15 protein-coding genes are annotated in these 17,407 nt (G+C 37.8%); 10 read left to right on the top strand and 5 right to left on the bottom strand.

Features of this window, described 5'->3' with window-relative positions; all coding sequences use genetic code 11:
- The first annotated feature begins 6 nt into the window (after positions 1-6).
- From HMPREF1320_RS01570 to speB, 5 genes are all read left to right on the top strand, one after another.
- Positions 7-831: an endonuclease/exonuclease/phosphatase family protein gene (locus tag HMPREF1320_RS01570; protein WP_009751429.1), complete on the top strand. Its 825-nt coding sequence runs from the start codon at positions 7-9 to the stop codon at positions 829-831.
- Positions 832-846: 15 nt separating this feature from the next.
- Complete coding sequence (locus tag HMPREF1320_RS01565; protein WP_009751465.1) at positions 847-2,037, top strand: pyridoxal phosphate-dependent aminotransferase; 1,191 nt, start codon at positions 847-849, stop codon at positions 2,035-2,037.
- Positions 2,038-2,142: 105 nt separating this feature from the next.
- On the top strand, positions 2,143-3,048 hold the full coding sequence (locus tag HMPREF1320_RS01560; protein WP_009411114.1) for a YitT family protein: 906 nt from the start codon (positions 2,143-2,145) through the stop codon (positions 3,046-3,048).
- Between the two features lie 56 nt (positions 3,049-3,104).
- The gene (locus tag HMPREF1320_RS01555; protein ID WP_002672326.1) at positions 3,105-3,479 is read left to right on the top strand and encodes a DUF4293 domain-containing protein; all 375 of its coding nucleotides are present in this window, start codon (positions 3,105-3,107) and stop codon (positions 3,477-3,479) included.
- Positions 3,480-3,580: 101 nt separating this feature from the next.
- A complete protein-coding gene (speB, locus tag HMPREF1320_RS01550; RefSeq protein ID WP_009751434.1) occupies positions 3,581-4,459 on the top strand; it encodes an agmatinase in 879 nt (292 codons plus the stop codon).
- An 83-nt stretch (positions 4,460-4,542) separates the two neighbouring features.
- Here speB and idi read toward each other — a convergent pair whose 3' ends face one another.
- From idi to lgt, 3 genes are all read right to left on the bottom strand, one after another.
- Entirely contained in the window at positions 4,543-5,061 is a 519-nt protein-coding gene (gene idi / locus HMPREF1320_RS01545) for an isopentenyl-diphosphate Delta-isomerase (RefSeq protein ID WP_009751480.1), read from the bottom strand.
- Positions 5,062-5,079: 18 nt separating this feature from the next.
- Complete coding sequence (locus tag HMPREF1320_RS01540; protein ID WP_009419960.1) at positions 5,080-5,595, bottom strand: DUF192 domain-containing protein; 516 nt, start codon at positions 5,593-5,595, stop codon at positions 5,080-5,082.
- Positions 5,596-5,656: 61 nt separating this feature from the next.
- The gene (gene lgt / locus HMPREF1320_RS01535) at positions 5,657-6,616 is read right to left on the bottom strand and encodes a prolipoprotein diacylglyceryl transferase (protein WP_002672317.1); all 960 of its coding nucleotides are present in this window, start codon (positions 6,614-6,616) and stop codon (positions 5,657-5,659) included.
- A gap of 627 nt (positions 6,617-7,243) precedes the next feature.
- Between lgt and HMPREF1320_RS01530 the strand changes: the two genes are divergently transcribed.
- The 5 genes from HMPREF1320_RS01530 to HMPREF1320_RS01510 all read left to right on the top strand — a co-directional run bounded on the left by HMPREF1320_RS01530 (position 7,244) and on the right by HMPREF1320_RS01510 (position 13,766).
- Positions 7,244-8,173, top strand: a complete 930-nt coding sequence (locus HMPREF1320_RS01530; RefSeq protein WP_009751438.1) for an ABC transporter ATP-binding protein — start codon at positions 7,244-7,246, stop codon at positions 8,171-8,173.
- A gap of 150 nt (positions 8,174-8,323) precedes the next feature.
- Positions 8,324-9,598: an ABC transporter permease gene (locus HMPREF1320_RS01525; RefSeq protein WP_009751451.1), complete on the top strand. Its 1,275-nt coding sequence runs from the start codon at positions 8,324-8,326 to the stop codon at positions 9,596-9,598.
- A 1-nt stretch (position 9,599) separates the two neighbouring features.
- Positions 9,600-11,705: a polyphosphate kinase 1 gene (ppk1, locus tag HMPREF1320_RS01520; RefSeq protein WP_009751470.1), complete on the top strand. Its 2,106-nt coding sequence runs from the start codon at positions 9,600-9,602 to the stop codon at positions 11,703-11,705.
- Complete coding sequence (menD, locus tag HMPREF1320_RS01515) at positions 11,706-13,379, top strand: 2-succinyl-5-enolpyruvyl-6-hydroxy-3-cyclohexene-1-carboxylic-acid synthase (protein ID WP_009417201.1); 1,674 nt, start codon at positions 11,706-11,708, stop codon at positions 13,377-13,379.
- Positions 13,380-13,418: 39 nt separating this feature from the next.
- On the top strand, positions 13,419-13,766 hold the full coding sequence (locus HMPREF1320_RS01510) for a DUF2853 family protein (RefSeq protein WP_009419954.1): 348 nt from the start codon (positions 13,419-13,421) through the stop codon (positions 13,764-13,766).
- A gap of 101 nt (positions 13,767-13,867) precedes the next feature.
- On the opposite strand, the gene priA is transcribed toward HMPREF1320_RS01510, so the two are convergent.
- Both priA and HMPREF1320_RS01500 read right to left on the bottom strand, forming a co-directional pair.
- Positions 13,868-16,321: a primosomal protein N' gene (gene priA, locus HMPREF1320_RS01505; RefSeq protein WP_009751437.1), complete on the bottom strand. Its 2,454-nt coding sequence runs from the start codon at positions 16,319-16,321 to the stop codon at positions 13,868-13,870.
- Positions 16,321-17,232 (bottom strand): YihY/virulence factor BrkB family protein, encoded by a 912-nt coding sequence (locus HMPREF1320_RS01500; RefSeq protein WP_009751440.1) that lies wholly within the window; start codon positions 17,230-17,232, stop codon positions 16,321-16,323. The genes priA and HMPREF1320_RS01500 overlap by 1 nt, the downstream gene beginning before the upstream one ends.
- Positions 17,233-17,407: the final 175 nt, after the last annotated feature.

Here is a 17,407-nt window from a genome sequence, read left to right as displayed (position 1 = left end):
AATATTATGAAACCATTATTATTTATTTTATCTGTCTTGCCTACTTTTTCCATAGCGCAAGACCTAACCGTAATGACCTATAACATTCGTTGCGAAGTTCCTCAAGATGGTGTAAACGCTTGGACTGATGGCAATAGGAAAGAAAAGGTATTTACAGTGCTTACAGAGGCAAACCCCGATATCTTTGGAGTACAAGAAGCCTTACCACACCAACTTGAATTTTTGGAAGAACGTTTCCCTACTTATCAGCGTGAAGGTGTAGGGCGTGACGACGGCAAAGAAGCGGGTGAACATTCGGCTATTTTCTTCAAAAAAGGTCGTTTTACCTTGCTCGACAAAGGGAACTTTTGGCTTTCTCAAACTCCTGAGGTGCCTTCCTTAGGCTGGGACGCTACCTGCTGTAACCGCATCTGCTCTTGGGTAAAACTCAAAGATAAAAAGACGATATTTTGGGTGTTCAATCTCCATTTCGACCACGAAGGCAAAGTAGCTCAGGTACAAAGTGCCGACTTGGTATTGCAAAAAATCAAGGAGATTGCTAAAGGCGGGAAAGTCATCTTAATGGGTGATTTCAATCTTCCTACTGAGCACCCTGCCGTGCAAAAAATAGCATCTCAGTTGTACGACACCCAGTTATCACCCACTAATAAAACACCTAATATGGGTACTTTCAATGCTTTTAAAACCGATGAACCTTTAAAAGGACATATAGATTTTATCTTTGTTCAGAAGTCTATAAAAGTAAAACAATATAAAATTATAGAAACCCGCATCGATGGTCTCTATCCTTCCGACCACTTACCTGTATGGGTAGAATTACAACTAAAATAAACTTTTTAAAACAGTATGAAACAGTATTTATCTGACCGTATCAACGCTATGGAAGTATCGGCTACCTTAGGAATGGCAGCCAAAACACGTGAACTAAAAGCCGAAGGCAAGGACATCATTGGTCTTAGCTTAGGCGAACCCGATTTCGATATCCCTGATTTTATAAAAGAAGCAGCTATCAAGGCAGTACAACAGAACTACAGCAAATATACTCCTATCGATGGTTATTTGGAATTGAGAGAGGCGATTTGCGAAAAGTTCAGACGCGACAATAACCTTCATTACAAGCCTTCACAAATAGTAGTATCTACGGGAGCTAAACAATGCTTGGCAAATGTAGCCTTGGCGATGCTCAATCCTGGTGACGAGGTGGTATTTCCTGCTCCTTATTGGGTAAGTTATAAGGAAATAGCTAAAATGGCAGGAGGCGTTCCCATAGAGGTTCACACAACCATTGAGAACGACTTCAAAATAACTCCAGCTCAGTTGGAAGCAGCTATTACTCCTAAAACTAAAATGGTATGGTTTAATACCCCTTGTAACCCCAGTGGTTCTATATACAGCAAAGAAGAATTAGAAGCTCTAGCCGTAGTGCTTAGAAAACACCCTAACATCTTTATTCTCTCTGATGAGATTTATGAGTATATCAACTTCACCAATGAGAGAGTAACTAGTGTAGCCGAAATCGACGGACTCTATGAACGTACCATCACCGTAAATGGAATGTCCAAAGCCTTTGCAATGACCGGCTGGCGCATAGGTTATATGGGTGCCCCTGAATGGATTGCTAAAGCTTGTACCAAAGTACAAGGACAAATAACCAGCGGTGCTAATGCCATAGCTCAACGCGCTTCTATCGCTGCTCTGAAAACACCTAAAAGCAAAATACAATATATGGTAGACGAGTTTAAAAAGCGTAGAGATTTAGTATTACAACTCCTAAGTGAGATTGATGGGTTTAAACTCAACGTCCCCGAAGGTGCCTTTTATGTGTTCCCCGATGTATCGTCTTTCTTTGGCAAAACCCTAAGAGGTCGCAATATCCATAACGCAACCGACTTCTCTTTGTATCTGTTAGAAGAAGCAATGGTAGCTACTGTTACAGGTGAAGCTTTTGGTGATGCTAATTGTATTCGCTTTTCGTATGCCGCTTCTGAGAAAGATTTGCGAGAAGCTATAAGACGTATAAAAGAGAGTTTGCAATAATAAAAATACTTTTTCGGTTTTGGTTTGCACATTCAATTAAAAATAGTACTTTTGCGCCTAAAAAAATAAACGACTAAAGAATCATTGTAAAATTAAAGTAGTGTTATGGCAATAGCAGATAGCAAGACTATTAAATACTTAAAGTCTTTTTACATAAAGGATTATCTTATTATCATCTTAGGGCTTATATCATATGCGATAGGAATTACAGGCTTTATAATGCCTAATGGGATAGTAACGGGAGGTTTGGCAGGTATCTGTCTTATCCTAAATTATAAGTTAGGAGCCGACTTGGCTATTACCTATTGGATTATCAACTTTATACTTTTGGTGATAGGCTTTAAAGCAATGAGTAAGCAATTCACCTACCGAACACTCATCTCTATAACTATTCTATCGGGATTAATTTGGGCTGGGAAAGAGTATTTAATGCCTTACTTTATAGAACACCCTCCTTTGAGAGACGACTTCTTAAATGTAATTATGGGAGGATTGCTATGCGGTACGGGTTTAGGATTGGTTTATTCAGCTAACGGAAGTACAGGAGGCACTGATATAATAGGCTTTGTTATCACTAAGTATTACAGCATCAGTATAGCGCGTATTCTTTTGGTGGTGGACGTGTGTATTGTGCTATCGTCTTTCTTCATTTTGGAACGCCAAGACAATTCACTCGAAAAGACTATTTATGGACTTATCCTCTTACCTCTGATGTGGCAGATGGTAGAAATTGTTATCAATGGAGCAAGACAGTCGGTGCAGTTGTTTATCTTCTCTAAACACTATGATGAGATAGCGAACCACATCAATAGTGAACTCAAACGCGGTTGTACTATTATCGATGGGATAGGTTGGTATTCTAAATCCTCACAAAAAATAGTGATTGTAATAGCTCGCCGCACAGAGGCTACTTCTATCTTCCGTTTGGTGCGAACAATAGATCCTGCTGCCTTTGTAACGAAGACTAACGTAATGGGGGTTTATGGTAATGGTTTTGATAAATTAAAGTAAAATATTTTTCAGGTTTTAGAAAAAGTACTATATTTGCACGTTCAAAACAAAAAAGAATGATTCAGAGAATACAAACTATTTATATGCTGTTGGTAGTGATTGTAGCTACCGTAGCCGTCCCGATGCTTTTCAGTATAGATTGGCTTAGGAGTATCTTATTAGGGATAACAGCAATATTGGCTCTATACACCATATTTAAATATAAGAAAAGAAGTGTTCAGCAGTGGCTTAACTGGCTGAACGTCCTTATAAATTTTACTTTACTAGGAATATTTGTATATCGAATGCTAAACTCATCTGGAGAAGGCTTGCTTTCGGAGAAAGGTGTTGGGGTTTTCGTACCCGTGCTTTCTATCGTTTTTTTGTTTTTAGCCAACAAGGCTATCAGACGGGACGAGAAGCTCGTAAAATCAGCAGACCGATTGCGATAGACCTATAATCTTAGTAGTGTTGTGCGTTAAAAAAATCCTAAGTGTTTAAACTTAGGATTTTTTTATTATCTTTGTGCCCTATTTATTAAATAAATCAGATAATGAAAAGAACATATGCAGGTATTCCAACAGAAAATGCAACGCTGGAAAACTCGAAAGTAATACTGGTAACAGTACCTTATGATGGTACATCTACTTGGGGTAAAGGAGCCGATAAAGGACCTGAATTGTTTTTAGATGCCTCAGAAAATATGGAATTATACGATATTGAAACAGATACCGAACCTTATCTCAACGGAGTGTTTTTAGCAGGTGAAGTAAGCGAAAACAGTTCGCCAGAGGCAATGACACAAGCGGTTTATGAAAAGACCCAAGAACTATTGAAGCACGAAGATAAGCTATTTACTCTTTTTGGTGGGGAACACTCAGTGTCTATTGGTTCTATACGTGCCGTAGGTGAAAAGTATGAAAAACTCACAGTATTGCAACTTGATGCCCATACTGATTTGCGTCCTGAGTATCACGGTTCAACCTCTAATCACGCTTGTGCCGTATTTGAAGCTAACCAAAAACACAAATTGGTACAAGTAGGTATTCGCTCGATGGATGTAGAGGAAAAGCAATATTTACCAAAAGGACGAGTATTTTTTGCTCACGAAATAGCTAAAAACAAAGAATGGGTTGAAGATGTACTCGACAAGGTATCGGGGAATGTATATATAACGATAGATTTAGATGCTTTCGATCCTGCTATCGCACCTTCAACAGGCACTCCTGAACCAGGAGGATTGCAATGGTATCCTACTCTTAAACTCTTACGTAAAGTGTTTAAAAAATGTAATGTGGTAGCGTTTGACATTGTAGAACTAATGGATAGTCCGCAGGCTAAGCCTACAGCTTTCTTGGCAGCTAAACTTTATTACAAGATGTTAGCTTATTATTTTAAATATAGAAGTAAGAAAAAAGAGATAAAGGTATAGAAGAGTTTTTTGCAAAGAAGGGATAAATTAATGATTATAAATAACAAAATAGGCTATTTGAAAAATCAAATAGCCTATTTTGTTTATCCTTTTAGTACTTGATGTAAGAATTTATCGAAAATAATCTTAAACCATTCAGTATACCGATGCGGGTGCTTAGCAATATCTTCTTTTATCTTTTCTGGAAGTTCCCAACGCCAATCGGCTACTTCTTCAGGGTTGATAGTAGGGGAGGCGTTATAGTATCCTATGAGAATATGGTCGAGTTCGTGCTCTGTAAGCCCGTTATCAAAAGGGGCTTTGTAGATAAAACTCAATATATCGGTAAGTTCAGTAACAAAACCCATTTCTTCTCGTAACCGACGCTTGCCTGCTTCAATAGTTGTCTCGCCCTGACGTGGGTGACTGCAACAAGTATTCGTCCACAAGTTAGGCGAATGATATTTGCTCGCAGCTCTTTGTTGTAGCATAATCTCTCCTTTATCGTTGAGTATAAATACCGAGAAAGCCCTATGTAATAACGCTTTTTGGTGTGCTTCAAGCTTCCCCATTAAGCCTATGGGAGTATCGTGTTCGTTCACTAATATTACTTGTTCTTCCATATTTGCAAATAGGGATACTTATTTTACTTCCATTCTATCGCCTTTTTCAATTCCCCATTTATCGGACAATCCTCCATTGATTTCTAATACATACATAGCAGGTTTCTCTGAGGGTAAAGAGGTTTCGTCGTAAGGGCGAGCGTTTTTAGCTATACTTACCACTTTTTTATCTTTATCTAAATAGATGATATCCAAAGGTATTTCAGTATTTCTCATATAGAAAGAACGAGGAGCTTCTTCTGGAAAAATAAACCACATTCCTTGATGTTCGTCCATTGAAGAGCGGTACATTAGTCCTAAGGCACGCTCCTCATCGTTTTTAGCAAATTCAACTTCAATAGTTTGGATAAGAGAGTCGTTCTTAAAGATAGAGACTTCACCGTCTCGAGTAAAATCAATATCCTGAGGAGTGATTTCTATTTCTTGCACTCTATTACTCTCATTAGAGAAGAAACGAGGTAAAATAAGGGCAATAGCTGCTAAGGCTACCAATACTAATGCTACAGTTACAAAGTGTTTTCTAAAAAATTGCATTCTAATTATAAAATTTAAATTTTAACTCTAATTAAGTTCTAAAATGTTCACAAAATTAATATTAATACTTACGTGTTTCGATGCGATTTCTGAATAACAAGTAGAAACCTGCTAAGATAAATGGAATACTGAGCCACTGACCAGTAGAGAGCAAGCCGAGAGAGCTTTCGAAACCTCCTTGACTTTCTTTTACAAATTCCACTGCAAAACGAATACTCCACAAGAGTACTAAAAATAGTCCAAAGATGAAGTAAGGTTGGTCTTTTTTGTCAGTTTTCCAATACACGTACCACAATACCCAAAACAAACAAAAATAGCCAAAGGCTTCGTATAACTGTGCAGGGTGTTGGTAAGGAATAGAAGCTAAAATATCAGCATAACGAGGGTCGTGAGCAATGAGTTTATAAGCAGTTTGAGGGTCGGTTTGTTCAGTAATAGCCATTGCTCGACGGGGAGAGATAGCTCCGCCTTGTACAAATTTCACCCCTAACGGATAAGTATTGCTTACTATTTTTCCGTTGATTTCGGAATTGAAAAAGTTACCAAAACGCACAAACATACCTCCGATAGTGATAGGAATCACCACGCGGTCTAATATCCACGATAGACTAATATCTTTATACTTACGCACATACAGTATCATTGCGATAATAATACCTACGGCAGCTCCGTGACTTGCTAAACCCGAAAAGCCTGTAAGTTCCCAACCGCCACCGGGTTTCTCTTTAATAGGTAAAAAGATTTCGAGCAAGTGGTCTTTGAAATAATCCCAATTGTAAAATAAACAATCGCCTAAACGTGCGCCTACTAAGGTAGCTATAGCAGTATAAACGAACAAGGTGTCCAGCTGTTGTACTGTTTTGCCTTCGTTGAGGTATATTTTTTTAGTGAGAAACCACCCCAAACTAAAAGCCACAATAAACATCAAGCTGTAATAGCGAAGTGAAAAAGTACCTATAAAAGGTAGGTTTAAAGAGGCAAGAATCTCATTAGAATTCCATATAAAATTTAAAGCAATCATTAGTATTTATTTTTGAGATGCAAAAGTACGATTTTTATTTAAAACGGCAAGTTATTTATAAAATTAATACCCGGTTAATGCCAATAATATCAATAATACCGAAGTTAATACTAGAAATGCCAATAATACTAATAATGATGATTGAGTGAATAGAATAGGGCAGATTAGGGCTTGGGGTAATGAGCTAAAATGTGCTGAGATTTTTCTGTTAAAGAATATTAAATACCGCAGATTTTTTAAATTTATACCAAAAGGTCTTATTTTGAATCTCAAAAATACAAAATATTGATAAACAATATATTGGTTTAATTTTTATCTTTTACTTTTGAGCCATCTTAACCGAAGGAAGAGCGAAGGTAAGGCGAACCTAAACCGAAGCTAAGGCGAAGATAAGCCCTTAGTATGCTGTATATCAACTCATAAAAAACACTCTTCTTTTTATTGAAAAAAAAGTGTTAAAATCGGGTATATTGCGAGGAAAACGCAAAAAAACTTTGCAGTATAGAACAACCATTAGCAAAGTTACTGAATACAAACCAATGACAAATATTTGCTTTTGAGTTTGAATTGCTATATCTTTGCACTTTAGAATTAACTGTTAATCATTTATCAGTAACCATTAAATAAATGCTTAGAATAGAAAATATCAGTAAACAATACGGCAACTATACGGCTTTAGACGATGTGTCGTTACATATCCCTAAGGGGAGTATCTTTGGTCTGCTGGGACCTAATGGGGCGGGAAAAACCTCACTGATACGTATTATCAACCAAATTGTATTGCCCGATGCGGGTAAGGTGTTCTTCGACGGAGAACTGTTACAACCTAAGCATACGGCACAAATAGGCTATTTACCCGAAGAGCGTGGTTTGTACAAAACGATGAAGGTAGGTGAGCAGGCTTTGTATTTAGCACAACTGAAAGGATTGAGCAAGGAAGAAGCTAAGGAGCGACTTAAATTTTGGTTCAACCGCCTTGATATTGGCGATTGGTGGCACAAAAAAGTACAAGAGCTCTCCAAAGGTATGGCACAGAAAATTCAATTTTTGGTAACTGTACTTCACAACCCTAAACTGCTGATATTCGACGAGCCTTTTAGCGGTTTCGACCCCATTAATGCGAATATTATCAAGGACGAAATTCTATACTTACGGGAGCAAGGAGCAACGATTATCTTCTCTACTCACCGAATGGAATCGGTTGAAGAGTTGTGCGACCATATTGCGCTAATCAATAAATCACGTAAGATATTAGATGGTAAGCTCATCGACATTAAGAGGGCTTATAAAAACAACTTGTATGAAGTAGGTTTAAAAGTTGCTGAAGAGCAGAAAACAGCTCTCTTAGCTGAACTTAAAAGCCAATTTGAAGTGAGTGAGACAAATTTTAAAACGCTATATGACGAGTTAAAATTACATATCCAGAAGAAAGAGGGACAAACGGCTAACGATTTGTTGCAATACCTCACTACACGTGCCGAAGTAACACATTTTGTAGAGTCTATTCCCTCAGTAGATGAGATTTTTATATCGACCATTAATAAATTGAAAGAATAGTATAAGATGTCTGAAAGGTTGTCCGCTATAACGGAGTAAATGAATAAAGAGAGGGAAGGTTCTTTATTGAATATAGATTTTTACCCCCCAAGAGGAGGAGCTGTAGCGACAAAATAGACTTTTAGATAGCACATAAATTGACAAATTAAGATGAAATACTTAGGAATTATTACTCGAAGAGAGTACTTGAATAAAATACGTAATAGGTCGTTTGTAATAATGACGTTTGTAAGTCCGCTGATAGTGGTTATCTTTGCGCTTGTGATTGGTTTTTTGACCAACGTAAACAATAAGAGCAAGGCTAAGGATATTGTGATTGTAGACGAAAGTGGACTCTATACCAACACTTTTGAGAATACCGAGACTATTCAGTACGAATATCTCAGCAATGTTTCACTCAAAGATGCCAAAGCCGAAGTGTTGGCAAAAAGCAAATACGGATTGTTGTATATCCCTGATAAAGGCGACCAAAATATTGCTTTTTATAGTGAAGAGTCGCCTTCGTTATCTCTTACCAGTGAGCTTACTAATGCTATGGAGCGGACACTCTTTCAGCATAACCTTACTAAAAAAGGGATTGACAAAAAAGAGATAGATGCTGCTAAAACGCATATAAGCATACAAATGGAGAATTTTACGGGAGAGAAGACCTCGGAGTTGGATAACGTAATGAAAATAACCATTGGAGGCATAGCGGGGTATCTTATTTTTATGTTTATCATCATCTATGGTAATATGATAATGCGCAGTGTGATAGAGGAGAAAACCAATCGTATTGTGGAAATCATTATCTCATCAGTTAAGCCTTTTGAACTAATGTTAGGCAAGATATTGGGTACTTCATTAGCAGGTCTTACCCAGTTTGCGATATGGATAGTTATAGGAGGTGTACTGTTGGCATTAGCACCCTCCTTTTTTGAAGTAAATACCTCTGCACAAGCGGTACAAGGAGCGGGTAACGTATCGGAAATCAACAATATAGTGGCTACCTTGTACCATTTCCCTTTTGCGGAAACCTTTGTGGTGTTCCTATTGTTCTTCATAGGAGGTTATTTGCTATACAGTTCGCTTTATGCGATGATTGGCGCAATGGTAGACAACGAAACAGACACACAACAGTTCCTAATGCCTATATTATTACCGCTAATATTAGCCTTTTATGTAGGTATGTTCTCGGTAATTGAAGAGCCTCACGGTACGATTTCGGTAGTATTTTCATACATACCTCTCACTTCGCCCGTAGTAATGTTGATGCGCATACCGTTTGGGGTAGCGTGGTGGGAAGTACTGATTTCTCTCGTTATTTTGTATCTCACTTTCTTTGCGGTCATTAAATTAGCATCTAAGATATACCGTATTGGTATCTTGATGTACGGCAAAAAAGCTAGCTATAGAGAGGTGTGGAAATGGCTCAAAATGAAGTAAAATGAAGGTGAAAAATCAATATATCAACCGCGAATTGAGTTGGCTAAAATTCAATGCACGCGTACTTCAAGAGGCAGCCGATGAGCGAGTGCCCCTATTGGAACGTTTGCGTTTTGCGGGTATCTTCTCGAACAACTTAGATGAGTTCTTTAAAGTGCGTTACGCTACTGTAAAACGAGTGGCGATGAACGAAACCTCAGATAAAGAACTGGGGGTACACGCCAAAGAGCTCTTGGAAGAAATTACCAAAGAGGTAATACAGCTACAAGATGAGAGTTTGAAAATTATTTCCACTATTACCAAGGAATTGGAGAAAGAGCAGATATTTATAGTAGATGAAAAGACGTTATTACCCGAGCACGAAGCCTTTGTAAATACCTATTTCTACGACAAAGTACGCCCCGCCCTCTTTACTATTATCCTTAACGATTTAGAGAAGTTCCCACAACTGAAAGACGATGTGGCGTATTTGGCAGTAAAAATGACCCTAAAAGAAGAAGACGAAAAAGCCTCAGGAGTACAAAAGTTCTTTTCATCACGTGTTTATAAAGAAAAAATACAGTACGCCCTTATTGAGTTGCCTGCTACCCTCGACCGTTTTATAGAGTTGCCTCAAATAGGAGATAAGCATTATATTATTATGCTTGATGATGTGATACGCTTTTGCTTGCACAAGATATTTAATATTTTCAATTACGAATCGCTTACGACAAATATGATTAAAATCACCCGTGATGCCGAGTTGGACATAGACGATGATTTGAGCAAGAGCTTTATCGAGAAACTCTCGACCAGTATAGAAGACAGACGCAAAGGCGAGCCGGTGCGCTTTGTGTACGACAAGATGATAGACAAGGATACCTTGCAATTTTTATTAGAGAAAATGGGTATTATGAAAACGGACAGCGTAATCCCAGGAGGGCGCTACCATAACCGTCGCGACTTTATGAACTTCCCCAGCTTAGGACGCAAGGATTTGACATATGCCTCTATACAGCCACTACCTGTACAAGGACTCACCTCAGAAGAGAGTTTGCTAAAGAAAATTGCCGAAAAAGACTATTTGCAATACACTCCTTACCATACTTTTTCTAACATTATATGGTTTTTGAGGGAAGCTGCCCTTGACCCTAAAGTAAAATCGGTGAAAATAACCATTTATCGTTTGGCGAAGAACTCACAAGTAGTAAATTCACTTATTAATGCGGTGAAAAATGGCAAACAAGTAACCGTACAGATAGAATTGCAAGCTCGTTTTGATGAAGAATCGAATATACGATATGCTGAACAGCTAAAAGCAGAAGGTGTAAAAGTCATCTTCGGCGTACGCGGACTGAAAGTACACAGTAAAATATGTGTGATTGAACGTAAAGAAGGAAAAGAACTAAAACGTTATGGATTTATCAGCACTGGTAATTTCAATGAAACTACTGCTAAAATCTATACTGATTATACGCTGTTTACTGCCAATCAGGAGATACTCAAAGAAGTGAACAAAGTGTTCAACTTCTTTGATACCAACTATAATGTGCAAAAATTCAAGCATCTAATAGTGTCTCCACACTATACTAAAAAGCAACTCAAACACCTGATAGACGAAGAAATCAAGAATGCTAAGGCAGGCAAAGAGGCGTATATCAAGCTGAAGATGAATAACATCACTAGCTACAAGATGATAGACAAGCTATACGAAGCCAGCCGTGCAGGAGTAAAAATACAAATGATTGTACGTGGTATTTGCTGTTTAGTGCCTGGTATTGAAGGAATGAGTGAGAATATAGAGGTAATAAGTATAGTTGATAAGTTCTTGGAGCATCCACGTTTGTTTATCTTTGGTAACGGAGGTAACCCTAAAGTGTATATTTCTTCAGCCGACTGGATGACGCGCAATATTTTATTCAGAGTAGAAGTAGGTTGCCCTATTTACGACAAAGCAATACAGCAAGAGTTGATAGATACCTTCGAAATAAGTTGGGCAGACAATGTGAAGGCACGTATAATTAACCAGGCACAAGACAATACCTACCGCCCTCATACTACCCCAGCTTTGCGCTCACAGGTAGCCTTATACGAGTATTATCAGCATAAAAATAAGCGCACCAAATAGATGAAAAGACCTCAAATAAAATTAGCACAATACGTAATAGAAGCCTGTAAAGCCAAACAAGTAAAGCACATTGTTATTTCACCAGGGTCGCGTAATGCCCCTCTGACTATTGGCTTTGCCAACGACCCTTATTTTAACTGTTACAGCATCGTAGATGAGCGTTGTGCTGCTTTTTTTGCCTTGGGCATTGCTCAGCAATTACAGCAACCTGTGGCAGTGGTGTGTACATCGGGCTCTGCCTTGCTGAATTACTATCCCGCTTTTTCAGAGGCTTTTTACAGCAATATACCATTGGTGGTCATCTCATCCGACCGTCCCTCAAGCAAAATAGATATAGGCGACGGGCAAACCATACGTCAGGTGAATGTACTGGCAAACCACAGTGCCTACAATGCCAATCTATCCGATGAAGCACATAGCGATAAAAGCAATTTTTACGAGCTAAACAGGGCACTGAATACAGCTATAGAGGAGCAATTGCCGGTGCACATCAATGTACCTTTTGAAGAACCCTTATACCTCACTACGGAAGAGCACTATTCTTTTAAGAATATAGCTACAAAACCACAGAAACCTATTATTAATGAGAGAAGAGCCTCTGATTTCGTGAAACATTGGAACGATTCAGCTAAAAAAATGGTATTAGTAGGAGTATTGGCTCCTAATAGTGTAGAAGCACAATATGTAGAATGGCTTGCTAAAGACCCTTCGGTATTGGTATTGACAGAAACTACATCTAACTTGCACCATTCCGATTTTATTCCTTATATAGATAAATTACTCACTTATACCGAAAGAAACCCTACTCTAAAAGAAGCCTTACGCCCTGATTTATTACTTACTTTTGGAGGCTTGGTAGTTTCCAAAAAGATAAAACAGTTCTTACGTAGTTATAAACCTACTTATCACTATAATGTAGATTTGCACAAAGGTTATGATTCATATTTCTGTTTAACAGCTCATTTTAAAGCGGATATCAATACTTTTTTGAGGGAAGTAACCCCTAATTTGGTTAATGTTTCTTCTACTTATCAACAGCAGTGGTTAGAGGTGAAAAACGAGATACAACAAATACATTTAGAGTATATCAGCCAAGCGCCTTTCTCCGATTTTAAAGTGTACAGTGAGGTATTCAGTAATATTCCTAATGATTATATTATACAGATAAGCAATAGTTCTGCAATTAGGTATGCTCAACTGATAAAAGCACACCCTTCTTGGAAGGTGTTTTGCAACCGAGGTACTAGCGGTATCGACGGTAGTATGAGCACTGCTATTGGGGCTGCTGTAGGAAGCGCATCGCCCACAGTGTTCATTACAGGTGATTTGAGTTTCTTTTACGACAGCAATGCTCTTTGGAACAAATATATTCCACAAGACTTTAGAGTGATTCTCCTCAATAATCAAGGAGGAGGCATTTTCAGAATACTACCCGGTGATAAAGCTGACCCTAACTTTGAATACTTCTTTGAGACACCTCATAGGCTTACCGCAGAACATTTTTGTAAAATGTATGGCATTAGCTATCAGTTAGCAACTAATCTATCTGATTTACAGAAAGATTTAAGTAATTTCTTCGAAGTATCAGAGAAACCTAAGCTGTTAGAAATCCATACACCAAGAAAAATAAATGATAAAGTTTTGTTAAAATATTTTGAGGTATTGAAAAAATGACTACCTTTACCGCATTAATAATTTTAAATATAAAAAATTATGAGCAAACGTGATGAATTAATTGCTGTGTACACCCAAGATTTGAAAGAAAAATGTGGTGAAAAGAACCCAGATGTAGCGTTCTTAACAAAAGTAACTGTGGGCTTAGGTCCTTCTATCTACAACGCTGATGCTTCTAAAGTATCAGGCTCTGACCAAGCAGAGTTAGACCGTGTAAAACAAAACTTCTTAATCAAAAAATTAGGTTTGAAAGACGGTCCTGAGTTAGACAAAGCTATTGAAGCTGTGTTAGAAAAATACGGTAAATCAAACAGAAATAAGCACCGTGCAGTTGTTTATTATTTGTTAGCTAAACACTTCAAAAAAGAAAGCGTTTACAACAAATAAAAAGATTTTTAAAAAGAACAAGAGGCTATCCAATTCAGATAGCCTCTTATTTTTATGTGGATATTTTTAGAAAGAACATTCATATCTCAAATAAATAGTAATTATTCCACCAAATAACTTACCCGAATAGCACGAAAGTTGCTGATAGCTTGAAAACTAGTTTCAATACGCCTGATATGCTCTTTAGTGTGACGTAAAGAGACTTCGGAGGGGTGTACTTTCACCAAAATATCTTTCAGATATTCATTTCTAATACGAGAAATAGGAGGGAATTCAGGACCTAAGACGTCTATCCCTCTTTGAGAAGCAAAAACTTCACGAAGTGTATTAGCAAACCACTCAGCACTTTCATTTACTTGGTTAAAATTACTGTGTTTGAGAGTTATTTTTATCATTTGTACAAAAGGGGGGTATAAAAAGGATTGGCGTTCCTCTATCTGACTTTGATACATTCCTCTGAAATCATTTTGTAATACTTGCTGAATTACGGGGTGCTGTGGGTTATAGGTTTGTATCAATACTTTTCCCTGTTGGGCACTTCTTCCCGCACGCCCTGATACTTGCAATAATAGCTGAAAACTTCTTTCGTAAGCTCGGTAGTCAGGAGAATGAATAAGAGCATCGGCATTCATTACGCCTACTAGACCTATATTTTCAAAATCTAATCCTTTCGTGATCATTTGAGTACCTACTAATATTTGCGTTTCTTGCTGCTCGAACTTGGATAATATTTTTTCATATCCGTATTTACCATTAGTAGTATCCTGATCCATTCTGTCTATAGCTATTTTTGGAAAAAGCACTTCTAATTCTTTACTAATTTGCTCTGTTCCGAAACCTTTTGTTCTTAAATCAACACTTCCGCAAGCTATACAGGCTTTGGGCATAGGAATTGCATAACCGCAATAATGGCATCGCAACTGATTACTGCTTTGATGAAAAGTGAGACTTACATCGCAATGCGGACATTGGGGCACCGTGCCACATTGCATACACTGCACGATAGGAGCATAACCCCTTCTGTTTTGAAAGAGAAGCACCTGTCTCCCTTGCGATAAAGTATTTGTAATCTCATTTATCAGAATGTCGGAAAAATGCCCGTTCATACGTTTGCGATGGTGCTTATCCTTAATATCGATAAGCTCGATAATAGGAGGAAGGAAATCTGCGTAGCGTTTTGATAAGTATACAAATCCGTACTTTTCAGTCTTCACGTTGTGCATACTCTCCAACGAAGGCGTTGCCGAACCTAGCAAAGTTTTAGCTTTGAAAATGTTTGCTAACATAATAGCAGTATCCCGTGCTTGCATTCGAGGAGCTGGTTCAAACTGTCGGTAAGAATTATCGTGCTCCTCATCAATGATTACAAGCCCTAATTGCCTGAAAGGCAAGTAAACTGATGAGCGAACACCTACAACCAATTGCGCTTTGGGATTATTATTTAGTACATTATTCCAAACTTCCACCCGTTCGTTTGTACTATATTTAGAATGATATACTGAGAGGCTCTTGCCAAAATGATTCTTCAATCGGTTGATAAGATGAACCGTCAAGCCGATTTCAGGAAGAAGATAGAGTACCTGTTTCCCTGCCTTTAAATATTGGTCGATAAGTTCAATGTAAATTTCAGTCTTCCCAGAGGCGGTAACCCCTTGTAAAAGAACTGTGTTTTTAGTCTGAAACTGTTTCTGAATTTGATGAAGAGCTTCTTCTTGTACCTTATTGAGTATCTTTTTTGTCGAAACATCACTATCAGCAAAGCTAACGCGGTCTTTCTGTAAGTAGTATTCTTCAAAAATGCCTTTTTCTATTACTGATTTTAGTACTGTTGTCGATACACTGGCTTCTTCTAATAATTTTTCTGCTTTTAAAGGCAATATTTCTCTGTTGATATAATTAAAATAAGCCATTATCAACTTCTTTTGCTTTTCCGACCGCTTCAAAAATTCTAAGGCTCTTTGCAAGCCTTCTTCGGTTTGATATTCAGAAGATAAACGAATGTATTTGATGAGTTTTGGTACATATTTCTCAAATATTCTTTCGGAAATGCGAGCAGCTCCTTTCTCTACCAAGCTCTTCATCACTTTCAGAGCCTTGTTTTTGGGGATTATCTTGCTCACCTCACTACCTTTGAGGGCTGTTTTGTAATGTAAGGCTTCGTATACCTGCCACTCGTCATCGGTAAAGAGTGTTGAACTTAGTTCTTTTTCTGCAATTTCAATTATTGTTTCACTTTCTAATAAAAAAGCCGATGGCAAGGCTGATTTTAGCACTTCCCCTAAAGTGCACATATAGAAATCGGCTATCCATTGCCAATGTTCTATTTGCTGGGGAGTAACGATAGGCGTTTCATCTAAGATATATTCAATATCTTTAGTGTCATAAGAAGGCTCAACAGTATGTATATGATGTACTATAGCCGTGTATACTTTCGATTTACCAAATGGAACAGCCACGCGCATTCCCATTTGTAGGAAATGTGCTTCGTCTTCATTAATACGATAGGTAAAAAGTTTAGAAAGCGGAAGCGGCAAGATTACATCTACGAAATACATCAGTCGTGTTTTTTAAGTTTCAGAAGCGAAGCATTTAGTTCAAACCCCAATAACAATATGTTGGCATTTAACCATATATAAAGCAGGAAGATAAGCAATGCCCCGATAGACCCATACAGCTGGTTGTAGCGAGAAAAATTCTCAATATAAATACCGAACAAATAGGTTGTCACGCCGAACAATAACACTGTAAAGAGCGAACCTGCTGAAAAGAACTTACTTTCCTTGCCTTCAACTGTGCCGAAGTAAAACAGTAGTCCTGTACCAAAGTAGGTAATCAGTGCGACGAAAACTATTTTCGATATTTTAAGTAGCGTTTCGTAATCGGTAATAAAATTGATTTTATCGAGGTAAGGCACTAAATACACTTCGTAATAAATGAATACAACCACAGCAAATAGAACGAGAAGCGCCAAAATAATTGCTACCATTAGGGCGTAGAGATATTGCTTGATATAGGTGCGTGTGATTTGCCGATGGTACGAATACTCAAACCCTCCAAAAATTGCCATAATACCATTGGTCATTAAGAAAATAGAGAGAAAAAATACCGAAGACAACAAGCCACCACGTTTTTTATCGGCGATATCGAAAAAAATATCCGAAAAGAAATCGTGCGTACCTGGGGGAAGCATATCTTCAATAAAAGCCCAAAAGTCTCCCTGGAAATTTTCGATAGGAATATAAGGGATTAAGTTTAAAATGAACAGCAAAAAGGGAAAGATTGCCAAGAAAAAACTATACGAGATAGCGCTCGCCCGATAGGTGAGTGCACCTCTAATAATCCCTGCGGTATACAGTTCGAGCAAATCATACAATGAAAAAGCATTCTTAGCTAAAGGAATACTTTTCAAAAAGCTTACGAATTGCTTGATAATGGGAAGGTTATGTATTCTCTCTTTTAATGTCATCAGTAGTTAGTTTTTTGGGGAAAGCATATTGTTTTTAGTTGATTTTCTTTCTTTTAGTCGCTCTTTTATCGCCCCGATAAACCAATAAGGAATAACCATACATAAAAGGCAGAATAGCCAAAAACCAATTAGGAAAATGACTACAAAAAGGAGAAAACCTAAATATTGCTCAATG

This window comes from Capnocytophaga sp. oral taxon 335 str. F0486 (assembly GCF_000277665.1).
GTDB classification, from domain to species: domain Bacteria; phylum Bacteroidota; class Bacteroidia; order Flavobacteriales; family Flavobacteriaceae; genus Capnocytophaga; species Capnocytophaga ochracea.
This window is presented reverse-complemented; position numbering and strand designations above follow the sequence as displayed.

Coding starts and splice junctions, on each gene's coding strand:
- HMPREF1320_RS01570 (WP_009751429.1), top strand. CDS start 7: ATGAAACCATTATTATTTATTTTATCTGTCTTGCCTACTTTTTCCATA.
- HMPREF1320_RS01565 (WP_009751465.1), top strand. CDS start 847: ATGAAACAGTATTTATCTGACCGTATCAACGCTATGGAAGTATCGGCT.
- HMPREF1320_RS01560 (WP_009411114.1), top strand. CDS start 2,143: ATGGCAATAGCAGATAGCAAGACTATTAAATACTTAAAGTCTTTTTAC.
- HMPREF1320_RS01555 (WP_002672326.1), top strand. CDS start 3,105: ATGATTCAGAGAATACAAACTATTTATATGCTGTTGGTAGTGATTGTA.
- speB (WP_009751434.1), top strand. CDS start 3,581: ATGAAAAGAACATATGCAGGTATTCCAACAGAAAATGCAACGCTGGAA.
- idi (WP_009751480.1), bottom strand. CDS start 5,061: ATGGAAGAACAAGTAATATTAGTGAACGAACACGATACTCCCATAGGC.
- HMPREF1320_RS01540 (WP_009419960.1), bottom strand. CDS start 5,595: ATGCAATTTTTTAGAAAACACTTTGTAACTGTAGCATTAGTATTGGTA.
- lgt (WP_002672317.1), bottom strand. CDS start 6,616: ATGATTGCTTTAAATTTTATATGGAATTCTAATGAGATTCTTGCCTCT.
- HMPREF1320_RS01530 (WP_009751438.1), top strand. CDS start 7,244: ATGCTTAGAATAGAAAATATCAGTAAACAATACGGCAACTATACGGCT.
- HMPREF1320_RS01525 (WP_009751451.1), top strand. CDS start 8,324: ATGAAATACTTAGGAATTATTACTCGAAGAGAGTACTTGAATAAAATA.
- ppk1 (WP_009751470.1), top strand. CDS start 9,600: ATGAAGGTGAAAAATCAATATATCAACCGCGAATTGAGTTGGCTAAAA.
- menD (WP_009417201.1), top strand. CDS start 11,706: ATGAAAAGACCTCAAATAAAATTAGCACAATACGTAATAGAAGCCTGT.
- HMPREF1320_RS01510 (WP_009419954.1), top strand. CDS start 13,419: ATGAGCAAACGTGATGAATTAATTGCTGTGTACACCCAAGATTTGAAA.
- priA (WP_009751437.1), bottom strand. CDS start 16,321: ATGTATTTCGTAGATGTAATCTTGCCGCTTCCGCTTTCTAAACTTTTT.
- HMPREF1320_RS01500 (WP_009751440.1), bottom strand. CDS start 17,232: ATGACATTAAAAGAGAGAATACATAACCTTCCCATTATCAAGCAATTC.